The 14,711-nt window shown below is 65.0% G+C and carries 17 protein-coding genes; all 17 read right to left on the bottom strand.

Annotation, left to right across the window (positions count from 1 at the left end):
- Positions 1-33: 33 nt before the first annotated feature.
- Positions 34-447 (bottom strand): curli assembly protein CsgF, encoded by a 414-nt coding sequence (locus tag ACF8FG_RS18985; protein ID WP_014590788.1) that lies wholly within the window; start codon positions 445-447, stop codon positions 34-36.
- Positions 444-845: a curli production assembly/transport protein CsgE gene (gene csgE / locus ACF8FG_RS18990; protein WP_076403148.1), complete on the bottom strand. Its 402-nt coding sequence runs from the start codon at positions 843-845 to the stop codon at positions 444-446. The genes ACF8FG_RS18985 and csgE overlap by 4 nt, the downstream gene beginning before the upstream one ends.
- Positions 842-1,369 carry a type II secretion system protein gene (locus ACF8FG_RS18995; RefSeq protein ID WP_081384713.1) on the bottom strand — a complete coding sequence of 176 codons (528 nt, stop codon included), beginning with the start codon at positions 1,367-1,369 and terminating at the stop codon, positions 842-844. Before ACF8FG_RS18995 ends, csgE begins: the two co-directional genes overlap by 4 nt.
- Positions 1,344-1,718: a type II secretion system protein gene (locus tag ACF8FG_RS19000; protein WP_003247965.1), complete on the bottom strand. Its 375-nt coding sequence runs from the start codon at positions 1,716-1,718 to the stop codon at positions 1,344-1,346. Before ACF8FG_RS19000 ends, ACF8FG_RS18995 begins: the two co-directional genes overlap by 26 nt.
- Positions 1,719-1,723: 5 nt before the next feature.
- Complete coding sequence (locus ACF8FG_RS19005; protein WP_014590786.1) at positions 1,724-2,203, bottom strand: type II secretion system protein; 480 nt, start codon at positions 2,201-2,203, stop codon at positions 1,724-1,726.
- Positions 2,200-4,065: a secretin N-terminal domain-containing protein gene (locus ACF8FG_RS19010; RefSeq protein WP_076403150.1), complete on the bottom strand. Its 1,866-nt coding sequence runs from the start codon at positions 4,063-4,065 to the stop codon at positions 2,200-2,202. Before ACF8FG_RS19010 ends, ACF8FG_RS19005 begins: the two co-directional genes overlap by 4 nt.
- On the bottom strand, positions 4,062-4,568 hold the full coding sequence (locus ACF8FG_RS19015) for a hypothetical protein (protein WP_014590784.1): 507 nt from the start codon (positions 4,566-4,568) through the stop codon (positions 4,062-4,064). The genes ACF8FG_RS19010 and ACF8FG_RS19015 overlap by 4 nt, the downstream gene beginning before the upstream one ends.
- Entirely contained in the window at positions 4,568-5,131 is a 564-nt protein-coding gene (gene pilO / locus ACF8FG_RS19020) for a type 4a pilus biogenesis protein PilO (RefSeq protein ID WP_318078806.1), read from the bottom strand. The genes ACF8FG_RS19015 and pilO overlap by 1 nt, the downstream gene beginning before the upstream one ends.
- Positions 5,118-5,660 (bottom strand): pilus protein, encoded by a 543-nt coding sequence (locus tag ACF8FG_RS19025; protein ID WP_014590782.1) that lies wholly within the window; start codon positions 5,658-5,660, stop codon positions 5,118-5,120. The genes pilO and ACF8FG_RS19025 overlap by 14 nt, the downstream gene beginning before the upstream one ends.
- Position 5,661: 1 nt before the next feature.
- A complete protein-coding gene (locus ACF8FG_RS19030; protein WP_081384714.1) occupies positions 5,662-6,441 on the bottom strand; it encodes a hypothetical protein in 780 nt (259 codons plus the stop codon).
- On the bottom strand, positions 6,425-8,098 hold the full coding sequence (locus ACF8FG_RS19035; RefSeq protein ID WP_070383956.1) for a GspE/PulE family protein: 1,674 nt from the start codon (positions 8,096-8,098) through the stop codon (positions 6,425-6,427). The genes ACF8FG_RS19030 and ACF8FG_RS19035 overlap by 17 nt, the downstream gene beginning before the upstream one ends.
- Positions 8,099-8,281: 183 nt before the next feature.
- On the bottom strand, positions 8,282-8,815 hold the full coding sequence (locus tag ACF8FG_RS19040) for a response regulator (protein ID WP_019437656.1): 534 nt from the start codon (positions 8,813-8,815) through the stop codon (positions 8,282-8,284).
- 249 nt (positions 8,816-9,064) lie between these two features.
- Positions 9,065-9,706, bottom strand: a complete 642-nt coding sequence (locus ACF8FG_RS19045; protein WP_014590778.1) for a SurA N-terminal domain-containing protein — start codon at positions 9,704-9,706, stop codon at positions 9,065-9,067.
- Between the two features lie 12 nt (positions 9,707-9,718).
- Complete coding sequence (locus tag ACF8FG_RS19050; protein WP_240432668.1) at positions 9,719-11,209, bottom strand: ABC transporter substrate-binding protein; 1,491 nt, start codon at positions 11,207-11,209, stop codon at positions 9,719-9,721.
- Between the two features lie 194 nt (positions 11,210-11,403).
- Positions 11,404-12,069 carry an SCO family protein gene (locus ACF8FG_RS19055; protein WP_014590776.1) on the bottom strand — a complete coding sequence of 222 codons (666 nt, stop codon included), beginning with the start codon at positions 12,067-12,069 and terminating at the stop codon, positions 11,404-11,406.
- Complete coding sequence (locus tag ACF8FG_RS19060; RefSeq protein WP_318078804.1) at positions 12,066-12,722, bottom strand: SCO family protein; 657 nt, start codon at positions 12,720-12,722, stop codon at positions 12,066-12,068. Before ACF8FG_RS19060 ends, ACF8FG_RS19055 begins: the two co-directional genes overlap by 4 nt.
- Positions 12,719-14,695, bottom strand: a complete 1,977-nt coding sequence (locus tag ACF8FG_RS19065) for a cytochrome D1 domain-containing protein (RefSeq protein ID WP_014590774.1) — start codon at positions 14,693-14,695, stop codon at positions 12,719-12,721. Before ACF8FG_RS19065 ends, ACF8FG_RS19060 begins: the two co-directional genes overlap by 4 nt.
- Positions 14,696-14,711: the final 16 nt, after the last annotated feature.

Raw genomic sequence — 14,711 nt, forward strand, 5'->3', positions numbered from 1 at the left:
GTGTTCTCTCCCCAACATAAAAGCCCTTCCCTCTCAGGGGTTCAGGCCGCTGACCTCAATGATCGAAATTTCTCCTGTGGCACGATCGGTGACCTTGATGCTCAAGGCCCCGGAATCGTCGATGACGTCGATGAGAAACGCATCGGTCGCCATGCTGCCGGTGTTGCCGTTGCTGATGTTGTCCAGCAACTGCGACAACATCCGCGACTCCAGCTGGTTGCTGAAGCGCTCAAGGGCTGTGGTGCCGGTAAAGGCCGAGGCACGGTCCTTGAGGTCCGGGTCGTCGTAGTCGTTCTGCGCCTGGGCGTTGTTCAACAGCCAGGTGCCGTTCAACGGGTTGCCGCCAAAGGCCGGGTTGACCGGGGTGTACACCAGCTCGGTGGCCTGGGCAGCACAGGCGCTGGCCAGCAGGCAGGCGGCAATGCAACGTGGAATGTGGTGGTTCATAGCTCGTCCCTCTCCAAGTCGGTGGTGTCCTGTAGCAGGCGTTGCAGCTTGCGTTGAATGATCTGCTGCTTGACCAGGTCGGCGGCGGCGACGGCCTCGTCTTTGAGCTCGGTGGTGTTCGGTGGCAGGAAGCGGCGGTACACCACTTCACGCTCGAACTCCACCGTCACCAGGCTGCCCCAGCGGGCATCGGGGCGTTCGCGTACCACCAGGTTGAAGTCCAGACGGCTGGTGGCACGCAGGCGGTCGGCGAAGTAGTAGTAAAAGTCGTGGCCGATGTGCGAGATCGTGTTGTCGACGATAAAGCCCTGCATCTCGTCTTCAGCACCGGCCCTGGCACAGGTAGTCACCCCTGCCATCAGCAGCAGGCCCAGGCACAGCGTAGCCAGGCGCTTCATGGCGTGTCTCCCGGGCCTGCATTCGTCTGCACACCGCGTGCACTTTCGGTAAAGGCCTGTTCGGCGACGAACTGCCAGTCGCTGTAGTGCTCCAGCCCCTCGAAACCGCTCCATTCGGCGCTGAAGCCACTGCGCTTGAAAGGGGTGGCGTCCGAGCGGCTGTACACCCCGGTGATACGGCCGTCGATCGAGCGCAGCAGGCCCCATTCGTCGCTGTTGCTGATCGGGTCAGGGTAAAGCCTGCGAATGTGCCGTTTGGCCTGCGGGTAGCGGTTGTCCTGCAGCAGGTCGGCCAGATCCTGGGGGTACTGGGCCAGCCCTGGCGAGGCGCGATAGTAGCTGCGCAAGGCCTGGGCATACTGGCTGCCGACCCACAGCAACTGGCGTTCGCGGTCGCGCTGGGCGGCGCTCGCCCAGATCGTGCCGGTGGCCGCCAGGGCCACGCTGCTGACCGCAATCAGCAGCAGCACACCCAGGTAGGTGAAGCCGCCGTTGGCCTTACCATTCAGCGAAGAGGCTGCCATCACGCGCCCTCCCTGTGGCACCGCTCTTGATATCGGCCACGCCGCCCGCCACACCCTCGGGCGGTGGCACCAGTTGCCAGGCATCGCTGCGCTCGGTGATCGGGTCGACCGGTGTGTTGCGCAGGTAACGTTGCTCCACCAGTTGTTCCAGCGAATCGGGGTAGTGGCCGGTATCACCGTAGTAATGGTCCAGCGCCTCGCGCAGCACTGCCAGGCTTTGCCGCAGGGTGGCCTCGCGCGAGCTTTCCAGGCTGTTGAAGTAGCGCGGCATGGCGATGGTCATCAGCGTGGCGATGATCGCCATCACCACCAGCAGTTCGATCAGGGTGAAGCCTTTGCTGCGTTTCATGGCTGTCACCATTGCCCGTAAGGGATATTGTTCAGGCCTTTGCCGCGGGCCCTGGAATAAACGTCGAACACGTCTTCGCCCTCGCGCGGGTTGTCGGGGCTGCTGTCGTAGGCGCGCAGGCCCCAGCCGCCTTCGTCTTCATCCTTTGCCGCCACCAGCGGGTCGTGCGGGATGCGCCGCAGGAAGTAGAACTTGGCGCCCTTGGCACTGCGCACATCGCGCACGCCCTCTACCAGCACCTGCAGGTTCGGCGGGTAGCCACTGCTGTCCACGCGTTTCTCGATGTAGCCGGCGTCGAAGGCCCGCTTGTAGGCATCGATGGCGTCGCGAATCTGGTACAGCGCCTCGCGCAGTTGCTGCTCCTTGCCGCGGCGTACCACCGTTTCGGTCAGCGGCGCGGCCATGCTGGCGAGCAACCCGAGCAGTGCCAGGGTCAGCACCACCTCGATCAGGCTGAAGCCGTGCATGCGACGCCGGGCGTTCATGGCCGTGGGCTCCCGTTGACCGGGGCGACCGCCATCTGGCTGTCCACGACCGGTTCATCGGTGGTCGGCGCATTACCAGGTACGTCCATCGGCGGGAGTGGCGCCATCTGGCGCACCTGCATGGCCGACTCGGTGCCCGTGGAAAACTCCATGTCCGACGGGCTCTGGTACGGCAGGTTACGCACGATGCGCGGGGTGATCGCCAGCACCAGCTCACTCTTGCTCATGTCGTCCTTGTTGCTGCCGAACAGCCGGCCCAGGCCCGGGATGTCGCCAAGGCCGGGAATCTTGTTGCCACTGGCGTTGTGGTCGTTGCGCACCAGGCCGGCCAGCACCTGGGTTTCGCCGTCGTGCAGGCGCAGGCTGGTCTGCGCGTTGCGGGTGTCGACCTGGACCGGGATGGTGCCCTGGCGGGTGGCCTCCAGCGGGGTGGCGTTGCTGACCTCGAGCGCCACCTTGATCGCCACTTCGTTGTTCAGGTGCACGGTGGGCTGCACTTCAAGCTTCAAGCCGACGTCCAGGTAGGTGACGCTCTCGGTAATGACCGGCCCTTGAGTCGACGGCACCGAGGTGGCGCTGATGATCGGTACCCGCTGGCCGATGTGGATGCGCGCCTGCTCGCGGTTGCTGACGCGGATCACCGGGCTGGCCAGGGTGTTGATGTCTTTGTCCTGGGCGTTGATCTTGGCCTGCGGCGCCGGCGCAATGCTGATGCGGCTGGAATTGATGCCTTTGAGCTGGTCGAGCACGCTGACCGGGTTGCCATCGTCGCTCAGCACGCCGAAGGTGTTGGGCCATTGCAGGCCAAGGTCGAGGATGCGCGAGGTGGCCACTTCCATCACCTCCACTTCCAGCACCACCTCGGGGTTTGACTGGTCCTGCGACTGCAGCAGCTTCTCGGCCATGCGCACGGCATCCGGAGTATCGCGCATGGTCAGGGTGTTGAGGCGCTCGTCAACGAACACGTCGCGGGTCTTGAGCATGGTCTTGACCATGTTCAACGCGGTGTTGGCGTCGATGCTGGTCAGGTAGAACGTGCGCATGACCAGTTCCTGGTAGTCCTTGGTCTTCTGCGGCGAATCGGGGTAGACCATGACGGTGTTGTCGTTGACGATCTTCTGGCGCAGCTGGTTTTGTTCCAGCAGCAGCGCTATCGCGTCCTCAATGCGCACCTCGCGCACGAAGATGGTGGCTTTCATGTCCGGGCGCAGGTCCTTGTCGAAGATGAAGTTGATGCCGGCCACCTGCGACAGCACTTCGAAGATGGTCTTCAGGTTGGCATCGCGAAACTCCAGGGTGACCGGCCGCTCGAGCTTGCTGCGCAATTGCGGGTACGGCTGCGCGGTGCGTGCCTGCACGTTTTCGATGTCGCTGCGCAGGGTCATGCCCTTCTGGTTCTGCGGGTCCAGACGCAAGACTTCGCGCATGTAGCGTTCGGCACCGAACAGATCGCCCTGGCGCAGCGCCGCCTGGCCAAGCGCTATGCGTTCGTCCAGGGTGCGGATCAGCTCCAGCTGGCGAATGCCTTCCTGGGCGCGGCGGTTGTTCGGCTCCAGGGTGAGCACCCGGCCATAGCCCATTCGGGCATTGGCGAAGTCATGGCGGACGCGGTCGCTGTCGGCCTGGCTAATCAAGGCCTCGACCGCCGCCTGGCGGCTGTGGGCCAGGGCGATATTCAGCTCTGTATCACGCGGGTCGTCGCGCAGGGCCTCTTCCAGGCGGGCGATGCCGGCCTCGTACTGGCCCTCTTTCATCAACTGGTCGCTGTCCTGGCGAACCGCACTGGAGCCGCAACCGGCAATGGCCACGCACAGCGCCACGAGCAGAAACGGAGCAGGCTTGCACAGCTTTGACGACTTCATGGTGCGCTCCCGACAGACAAGGTCTGCGACTGGTGCAAAGGCAGGTAGACCAGGTTCAGCTCGCTGGCCGATACCCGATCGAGGCGATAGGTGTCTTCGATCACGTCGCCTTGGCGCACGACGTAGAGTTTTTCGCCGCTCTGCAGGAAGACCTGCAGGTCGTCGCGGTCACCCATGCGGCCGATGAACTGGAAAGGCAGTTCCGGGGCCGTCGGGGCCGCGGCGACGACAGGTGCGGTCATCACGGGTTGTTCGGTGACCGTGGCCAGGGTTTTGGGTTGGGTCCATTGCTGGGTTGGGAACAGGTCGCGGGAGGCCTGTTCCGGCCCTTTCGCGGGCAAGCCCGCGCCTACAATGGGCGCAGCGCTTTCTGTTGTAGGAGCGGGTTTACCCGCGAAGGCCGCGACGCCATCGTCCTGGCCAAACCAATGGTCCGGTGCCCAGGCCAGCGCCGCGCTCACACCGAGGAAGCCGGCCCAGATGACTGCACGTTGTGTGTTCATCACGACCTCGACAGATAAAGGGTCATGCGCAGGCGGGCATTGAGCTCGCTGTCGCCGATGCGCTTGCGTTGCAGCTCAAGGTCTTCCAGCACCAGCGTCGGCAGTTGCTTGAGCAGGCCCTTGATAAAGCCGCGAATCTGCGGGTAGCTGCCGCGCACTGGCAGCACGATCTGGTAGCGGGCCAGCTGGGTCTTGGGGTCGATACCCAACGCGTATTCACCGCGGGCCAAGCTGATGCGCTCGGCGCTGGCCAGACGGTACAGACGCTCGATCAACTCGCTGGCCTGGGGCTGACCGGGCAGTTGCTGGCGCAGGCTGTCGAGGGCCTGCTGCTCGGGCTGGACCGCAATCTTCAGCTCACCCCGCTTGACACGCCCTACCTGTTCGCTGGCCTGCGCTTCGGTGGCACGCAGTTCGCGTACGCTTTGCCATTGCGGCAGCACGCCGGTACACCCCACGCCAATGGCGAGCAGGCCTACGGCTACGGCAGCCAGGCCTACCGGGCCGACAACGCGCAGGCGCTCCTGGAGGATCAGGCTGCTGAACGATTCAAGGGCGCGCATGGCCGGTCTCCCAGGTGGCGGTGAGGGTGAAGCGCACCGGGTGCTCGGGCCGCGCAGCGAGTACCTCGTGGTTGAGCAGCGACACGTCGCTGAGCTCATCACTGGCTTCCAGGCGCTGGTGGTACTGCAGCATCGCTTCGAGGTTGCGCGCCTCGGCGGCAATGCGCACCTGGCCCTTGCGCGCATCCGGCGTCAGGCCGAGCAGCGCGACGTCGTCCTGCGGCATGGCTTCAAGCATGGCGAACAGTTGCTGCCAAGGGCGTTGCAGTTGCTGCGACACACTGCGCATTTGTGCCAGGCGCTCAGCCTGCTCCCGGCTGGCAGCGCTGTTCTTGGGTTGTGCGATGGCCGGGCGGCGGCCCAGTTGCAGTTCCAGGCTATGGACGCTGGCTTCCAGCGCCACTTGCTCGGTCTGCAAGCGTTGCTGCAGCAGCACCAGGCCGGCGACCATGGCGCAGGCAAGGACGAGCAGCGACCAAACCAGCGGGCCGCTGCGCCGTGGCTGGAATTCCAGGTCGAGGCGGCGCATGTCAGGCCACCGCCCGCCACATGGCGCACAGCGGGTCGGCTTCGCTGGCTGGCTGGCACAATTGCACCGCCGCCAGTTGCGGCACGTCGCAGCGGCCCGGGGCATGCAGGTACACCCGCGGCAGGTGCTCGCCGTACAGCTCACAGGTACGCTCGATCAGTGCTTGCAGGGCCTGGTCGCTGTCAGCGCAGCCTTGCGCCAGCACTTGTTGCCAGGCACCGCCGGCGGCCAGCAGCAATACACTGCGGCGCGGCTCGGCCAGGACGAACAGGAAGTCACCCTGCTCCAGCTGTGACCAGCAACGGTTGTAGGCAGCCATCAGGTATGGCTGCACCGAGCGCAGGCTCAGGCGGCTTTCCCGGCCCAGTGCCTGCAGCCGCTGCAGCAAGGCTTCGGGCAGCGCCGTGGCAATGCGCGCGGCACCGGCAGGCTCCGGTGACAGCACGATGCGCCAGTCGTCCAACGGCTGCCCGTAGAGGTTTTCGAAGCAAGCGCGGGCATAGGCGTCCAGCTCGCGAGTGTGGCCGATGGCGTCACTCCAGGGCACCAGGCAGAAGCGGCTGTAGCGGGCCGACAGCAGCACCCGCAACTGGGCGCCACGTACCGCATGCTCGGCCAACAGCGCAGCAAGTGCATCGACGGCAGCTTCCCAGGCCGGTTGGGTGACGTCGCTGCTGAACGCGCGGCTGCCCAGCCATTGGTGGTGGTTCTTGTGCCAGCGACCCAGGCCGACACCCTCGGCGCCCAATACGGCGCAGTAACGGTCAGATGAATGTGACACGGTTGATCTCCTCAAGGGTGGTGCGGCCATCGCGGACCAGGTCCAGGGCCGAGGCCCGCAGCAGGCGCAGGCCGCGCTGGCAGGCAAGCGTCTTGATCTGCGCCAGCGGGCGGCGCTCCACGATCATTTGCCGCAGGTCATCATCCAGGTGCAGCAGTTCGGCAATGGCACTGCGGCCGCGGTAACCACTGCCACGGCAGTGGCCGCAGCCCTTGACGCGGACGAACGTCCAGCCGGCCACCCCCTCGCGGGTCAGGCCTGAGCCATACAGGGTGTCGTCATCGTGTTCGCAGGGCGTGGCGCAGTGCGGGCAGGCCAGGCGAATCAGGCGCTGGGCCAGTACCGCATTGAGCGCGGAAACGAAGCTGTAGGGGTCGACCTGCATCTGGCTGAAGCGGCCAATCACGTCGAACACGTTGTTGGCGTGGATGGTGGTGAACACCAGGTGACCGGTGAGTGCCGATTGCACGGCAATCTGGGCCGTGTCGGGGTCACGGATTTCGCCGACCAGAATCTTGTCCGGGTCGTGCCGCAGGATCGAGCGCAGGCCGCGGGCGAAGGTCAGGCCCTTCTTCTCGTTGACCGGGATCTGCAGCACGCCGGGCAATTGATACTCGACCGGGTCCTCGATGGTGATGATCTTGTCCACGCCATGGTTGATCTCGCTGATCATGGCGTACAGGGTGGTGGTCTTGCCGCTGCCTGTAGGGCCGGTAACCAGAATCATGCCGTAGGGTTCTGCCGCCAACCGGCGCAGGGCGCGCAAGGTCTCGTCGGCAAAGCCCAAAGCTTGCAGCTGCACGCCGCTGACCCGGTCGGACAAGTCCTGCTTGTCGAGCACCCGCAGCACGGCATCTTCACCGAAGATGCTAGGCATGATCGACACCCGAAAGTCGATTTGCCGGTCGCCCACGGCCACCTTGAAGCGGCCGTCCTGGGGCACGCGTTTTTCGCCGATGTCCAGCTCAGCCATGACCTTGATGCGCGAGATCACCTGGTCGGCGAAGGCGCTGCCACTGGCCTTGCCGGCACCGTTGAGCACGCCGTCGATGCGGTACTTGATGGTCAGGCCCTGGCCGGTCATGCCCAGGTGGATGTCGCTGGCGTGCAGCTTGAGGGCGTCGTACAGGGTGGAGTTAACCAGCTTGACCACGCGGCTCTGATCTTCGCTGATACTGGCCAGCGACAGGCGTTGCAGCGGGTCGCCCTCGCTGCTGGCTTCGGCGTCGTGGTCAAGGGCATCGACTGCGTGGAAGCTTTCTTCATGACGGGCCAGGAAGGTGGCCAGGTCGGCGGCGTGGGCCAGGTAAAGCGGCGCGCCTTGCAGTACGTCGTCGATCCAGGCCAGGCGAGCGGGGTCGAAGGGGTCGGCGAACACGCCCAGCAACTGGCCGCCTTGCTCGATCAGCACACATTCGCGCTTGAGGCACTGGGCCAAGGCCACCTTGTCGAAGCGTGGGGTGCTGGCCAGCAGGCTGTGGTTGTCGAGTACCGGGTAATGCAGGGTCAGGCCAAGGCGCCGGGTGAAGGTGTCGGGGGTGTCGCAGGTCAGGCGTTCCAGGCAGTCGAGCAGGCGCTCGTCAGTGGCTTGCAGGCGGGCCTGGGCCAGCAGTTCGCGGGGGTAGGCGGAAATTTTTGCTGGGTTCTTCGCGGGCATGCCCGCTCCCACAGGTACATCACAGGTCTGTGGGCTGCATACATCCTGTGGGAGCGGGCATGCCCGCGAAGACGTCAGTGCAGGCTTTGCAGATTCAGGGGTTGCATCGAATGCTTCTGGCATGGCCTGCGACTCCGCTCTGGGGCGCGTCGCAGGCTGGCTCGGCCAGGGGTGCGGGCGCCGCTATTCCCCTGTGAGCAGTTGATCGTCGTCGGGCCCTGGTGGCTTGGCGCCGTTACGGCGGCGGTCGGCCAACACCCAGCTTCCATCGTACAACTGCAGGGGGAACGATTCGTTCCTGTTCTGGCGTCGTTCGACGAACCCTTCGGCCGGGTTGTCCGTGGCCCTGCGCCGGCGCTCGATGCCCAGCAGGTCGAAGATCGCACGCGCCAGCTCCATCAGTGGGAACGGCTTGAACAGGACGTGACTCACTCCGAGTTCGGCGGCCCGCTCACGCACCTCGACGGTGGGGTGGGCGGTGATCAGCACGAAGTGGCATTGCCTGTTCTTGCGTACAGCCTCCAGAACCTGAAAACCTTCCATGTCGGGCAGGCGGTAATCCAGCACAACTACTTGCGGTGCCAGGCTTTCAGCCTGTTCGATACCACTGGCACCGTCGTGGGCAACATGAACTTCCAGGCCTTGCGCCTGCAGATACGCTTGCAGGTTCTGCGCAAGAGTCTGTTCGTCATCGACTACCAATACTCTGTTCACCAAGGTCGACTCCCAAGAACTGCCCGGTTTCCCGGTCTGCGAAGTACGCCCTTGTAGAGACTTGAGCAGGCTTCGTGCCAGGCGTGAATAATCATGTTGCACCACTGTAAACCACTGATTTTACTAAGGTGCCTGCCAGCAACCGACAGACGCTGAACAAGCACACCCAACCCGTTCCCCACAAGCGGGGAAAATGATGGCACATTGCCAAACCTTAATTCCCCAGCATTGGGGGAAGCGCCCTCAACGGCCTCAGTCGGCGATTTCCACTTTAGCGGACTCGCGCAAACGTTGGCGCACGGATTGGCGCGCCTGCGCCTCCCGCTGCCCGATGAGCGCTGCCCTGGCCAAGGCCAGGCCGTGTTCGCGTATGACCGATGGATTATCACTTTGGTTCTGCGCTCCTTGCAGTCTCTCCTGGTTGGCATCATAAAATGCCTCCACTTCGCCCTGGCTCGGCGCGTCGACTGCGCTGAGCAGGGCGTACACTTGCTGGGCCGCCATCTCATGCCGGGTGTATTCAGTGTACTGCGCCCTGTCGAAGCCCGCCTCTGCCAGTCGCCTTTCGAATAACGCCGGGCTGCCAAATGCCGCTTCTATCTCGCCAACCTGCGCCGACACTTGTTCATCGCTGACGGCAATGCCTTGGCGTTGCGCTTCCTGCCACAACAGCTCCTTGTCGATCAGCTCGTCCAACGCTTGGTCGCGCAGGCGTTTGTACAGGCCTGGGTTGCGGATGCTGGTCACCGCCCGCCCCTGGGCGTCCAGGTACTCGCTGAAGTAGCGCTCCAGGCGCATCAACCCGATCTCGACACCATTGACCCGCGCCGCCGGTACATCGGCCCAGCTCGCCCTGGTCAGCACCAGCAACAGGCACAACCACACGATCCGCATGACAACCTCCGCTCAAGGGCTGGCCGGCACTGGCCGGTAGGGGCTGACCGAAGTAAAGCGCGGTCCGGGCAGGGCCACCGCCACCACATGGGCACCTGCCATGCCCTGGCGGCGACCAGGGCCAAAGCCCAGTGCCGGGGTCAGGCCGGTGGGCACATCGTGCAGGCCTTCGAGCGCAGCGATCAGTTGCTCGCGGCTGGCATCCCGACCAATCTGCTTCAGCGCTTCGCTCAGCAGGCGCAACGCGCACAGCGTATTGACCTGCAATGACGCCTGACGCGGGTCCAGGCCCTGGCGCTGCTGCAGCCCGGCGAGCGTAGCCAGGCCTTGCTCGGTCCAGTCCTCAGGCACGTAGGGGTAGGCCAGAAACAGCCGCTGCGACCACTGCGCCGGCAAGCGCGCCACAGCGCCGGCTACCTGACTGGAAGCAGCGAACAGGTAGGGCTCGCGGCCGGCCACCTGCAACGCCGCCGCCAACTCGGCAAAGGCCTGGGCGCGGCCAAGGAAGACGATACCCTGCCCGTCCACCGCCTGGCCGTCGAACGCCTGGATAGCGGGTGGCGCCCAGCCCTGCTGTCGTAAACGCTCGCGCACCTGCTCGGCCAGCGCGGCCTGTTCGTTACCGGCATACACCACACGTAACCCATCCGGGGCCAAGCCCAGCGCCACACGGGCATGCACTGCCAGGCTCAGCAATTGCTCGGGCAAGCCGGGTAGCGGGTCGAAGACCTGTGCGCTGCCGCCGCTGCGCGGGGTGCTGCCGACCATCGGCACGTTCTGTGGCGCCAGCAAGGTCGTCAGGCGCTGGTCGAGCATGGGCGCCAATGGCGTGATCAGGGCGAACACCCGCTTTGGCTCGAGCAATTGTTGCAAGGCGCGTTCGGCACTGACCGGGTCGGAACCTGGGTCTAGTACGACCAGTTCCAGGCGCCGCCCGTGAATGCCGCCTTGCTGATTGAGTTGACCCACGCCGTCTTCCAGCACGGCACGCATCACCTGCCCGGCTTCGGCCAGCGGACCGCTCGCAGGCAGCAGCGTACCAAGGCGCAGCACGCCCTCCTCCACACCAGGGTCGCGTTCATCGGCCAAGCGTTTGAGATAGGCGGTGAGGTTGCGCTGGTCGGCCAAGGTCAACTCAAAGCGTGGCATGGCCGGGTCGAGGCGATTGCCAGCCGGGTCAATGCCCTGCTGGATGGCCCGCGCCAGGCTGCTGTCGGTGTAGGCCGGATAGCGACGGCCGTTGGCCTCGCGAGGGCCCTGGCCGAGTGCCAGGCGTTGCCAGTCGAGGCCGGGGGGGCGAACACCACCTTCGGCACGGCCACGGCCGTCGTTGCCATGGCAACTGGCACAGGGCAGCACGCTGGCGGGGACTGTGATGTCGCTGGCGCCGACCCGGGCTTGCAGTTGAACGTCGCTACTGGAAACGCCCTCGCGGTAGAGGCGTTTGCCGGCTTGTTCGTGGTCGGTCAGGTCCAGGGCCAGGGCTGAGGTCGAAGATGCCATGCCAAGCACGCATGTGAGCCATATCGCAAGCCCTGTGGGAGCGGCCTTGCGTCGCGAAAGGGCTGCGCAGCAGCCCCGGCAGTGGCAGCTCAAGCGCAGAAAGAGGGGAGCGCTGCGCGCTCCTTTCGCGACGCAAGGCCGCTCCCACAACAGGTGATGCCACAGAGGCCAATTGCCCAGGCGGCCCATGATACTCACCGACCGGCCAGCGGCTGGGTCAACAGCTGCATGCGCTGGGCAATCGCCGCTGGCGGTGCATCCGGGCGAATCTTGCTCCAGCGTTTACCTGCAACATCACCGGCAATCAGCTGCGTCGAATGCTGCTCGGGACTCGGCAGGAACTGCCCTATACGGCCAAGCACCAGGTCGACATTGGCCTTGTCACCGGTCAGGAACAGCCAGTTCGGCCCATCCACCCCCTGCTTGGCGGCGAACGCCTTCAGCGCCTCGGGCGTATCGTTCAGCGGGTCACTGCTGATCGACACGAAGGTCACCTGGCCGGCCAGCGCTGGCCCCATGGCCTCGCGCACCTCGCGCAGCTTGCGGGTGATCAGCGGGCAGGCATCGGTGCAGTGGGTGAAGATCACGTTGAGCATCACCACCTTGTCCTTGAGCACGTCACTGTAAAAGCGCAGCTCGCGGCCATTCTGGTCCTTCAGCACGGTGTCGGTGAACCAGGCCTTGGCGTCGCGGGTACCGCCACCACTGGCCATCGCCTGCGGTGCCGGCTGCGGCTCGGGGGCTTGCGGCGCATGGCCTTCGTGGGCGAACGCCACCGACGAGAGGATCCACAGGCAGCCAGCCAACACCAGCCAGTCGAATGCACGCATGCCAGCGCGGTGGGAGGTTGCAGTGCTCATGGTTGCACCTCGTGATGGTCGGCTATGGCAGTGCTCTTGGCATGCACCCGGCGCGCACTGAGGCGGTTGATTTCTTCGATCAATACGCCTGGGTCGGTGAAGCCGTAGTAACGCGTCCAGTGCCCGCTACGCCCGTCACCCACCAGTATCAGCGGCGGGTGCTGGCTGAGGTCGGCGTTGAAGCTGCCCAGCCCCTTCAGGGTTTCGGTGATGGCGTACGGGGTACCGGTCAGCCAGCTCCAGCCCGGCCCTTTCTGGAATGCCTTGGCATAGTTTTGCAGGCGCTTGGCGTCGTCCCGCTGGGGGTCGACACTGATCGACACCAGGCGAACCTCCTCGCCTACCCGGCCGCCCAGCTGCTGCTGGACCTTGCCCATGATCGACGACACCACCGGGCATACCGTGGTGCAGCTGGTGTAAATGAAGCCCATGACCACCAGATGGTCAGCCACCAGGTCCTTCTCCAGGCGTACCGGCATGCCTTCCTGGTTCAGCAGCGACACATCGGCAAAACGCACACTGGCCTTTTCCTGATGCGCCGCCGGGGGCTGCCCGGCATGGCCGTCATGCTCGTGACCGGCGTGGGCCATGGCCAGGTGACTGGCGAATGCCAGGCTAAGGGCCAACAGTGTGCAAGCAGGCTTGGCGTTCATCGCACATTCCTCACGTCAGTCTGGGAGGCGTTGATTGCAGCAGCCGGCAGAACGCGCAGGCTGGTGTAGTTTTCTTCGGCAAACTTGCGCCCCAACGAGGGCGACTGCACATGCAGGTACCAGGCACCGGCTTCAGGCAAGTTCAGCGCCGCCTGGTAGACACCTTCGCCCACCTCTTGCAGCTGCAGGTTGCGCGGCATCGACGATGGCGCCAGGAAGTAGCGCAGGCTCAAGTCGTTCAGGCCCAGGCGCGGCTGCCCGTCGTCACCGACAATCCGTACCCGCGCGGTGAAGTCGCTGTGCTGCGGCAGCGGCTGGTCGAGGCCGATGAACTCGGCACGCGCGCCTTTGCGTTTGCTGGCATCGCTCCCTGCGGCCACCTCGGTGCTGAAGCAATGAATGATTTGCGGCTGGTTGAGCAGGAAGGCAACGTCGAACTTGCCGGCGGCGGGCAGCTTCACCGTCGAGCCATACACCCCGGGGGCCATTTCGCGCAGGCTGCGGTCAACGACGATGGCGGCGCGGGCCTGGTGGCCGCGGTTGTTGTAGCCGGACATCGGCGCATTCATGCCTTCGGCATAGAAGTAGGTGTTGTTGTCCACCGGGTTGACCACGAACACCGAATTGTCATCACGCGATACCGACAGCCCCTGGGCCAATGGCAGGTCACCGGCCTGGCGCGGCGCTGCCGGGCCCGCCTCGAAGCCTTGCACGATGGGCGAACGCCCCTCGCCCAGGCTGGCCAGATTGATCATGCTCACTTTCGGCGAGGCCAGGCCACGCACATAGGCATAGCCTTTGGTGAACGTCAGCTGGTACGGTTCGGCCGCCACCGGGATGTGGTGGATCAGCTTGTCGGTACTGGCGTCGATGACCAGGGCCTGGTTCTCCAGGGTATTGAGCACGATGCCGTAGCGGCCATCATGGCTGAAGCGCATCGGCCCCAGGCCCTGTTCGGCCTGGACCGTGTGGCGCAGCTGATGGCTGCGGGCATCGAACACCCGTACGCTGCCCTCCTCGCCATCGACCACGTACACGGCCTGGGACAACGCCGAATAGCTGACCGACAGCGGGTGCGGGCCCACCTTGATGGTCTTGGCCAGGCGCATTTCCGGGATGTCGATGACGCTCAGGGTGCCGCTGTCGCGATTGCTGACGTAGGCATAGCGCGAGTCGGCGCTGAAGGCGATTTCGTGGTGCCCGGTACCGGTGTTGAAGTGCTTCATGGTGCTGCGCCCCGGCACGTCGATCACTGTTACCCCGCCTTTGCCCGGGTCGCTGCTGTTGTTGCCAACCCACAGCCGATGCTGGTCCGGCTGCAGGGCCACGCGCAGCGGCTGGTCGCCGGCGTCCAGGTCGGCCACGCGGGTAAAGGTTTCGGTATCGATCACCGAGACCTTGCCCCGCTCGGGTATCGACACGAAAACCTGCTTGTCGTCGCTGGTGGCCGCCCAGTCCATGGGCCGCCCTGGTAGCTCGATGCGGGCCATGGTGCTGGTCACGCCCCCCACCGACACCGTCGGGTCGATCACTGTCAGGCTGGCGTCATTGTTCAGCATCAGCAAGAAGTAGCTGTTCAGGTCGAGCAGCGGCCGGGCCCCGATGCTGCTCTTGAGAAACAGCGCCACCCGCGCCTTGCAGCTCTGCTCGCGGTCCCCTGCCGGGGCCGACTGTGCCGGGTCGATCCACGCCCCCGGGGCCATGCCCGACAGCGGTTGGCCACTGGTCTGGTCGCTGAGCTTGAAGCGGATGTTGGCGAAGCCGCCCTCCTTCAGCTCGCCGCCGGCCAATGGCCGGGCCTCGAACTCCACGGTCACGCCGTCCCGGCTGAGCCGGTGCAAGGCCTGCGGGCCGCCCCTTTCCTGCAACAACTCGCGCGGGTCGCACCATAGCTTTTCGTACGCCACGCCCAGGCCGATCAGCGCTACCCCCAGCACTACCCCCAAGTAAGCAGGGCGAGTCTTTTTGTTCATGCTCGCGTTCCCCTTC

It is taken from the genome of Pseudomonas sp. YQ_6, from assembly GCF_043103245.1.
GTDB classification, from domain to species: domain Bacteria; phylum Pseudomonadota; class Gammaproteobacteria; order Pseudomonadales; family Pseudomonadaceae; genus Aquipseudomonas; species Aquipseudomonas alloputida.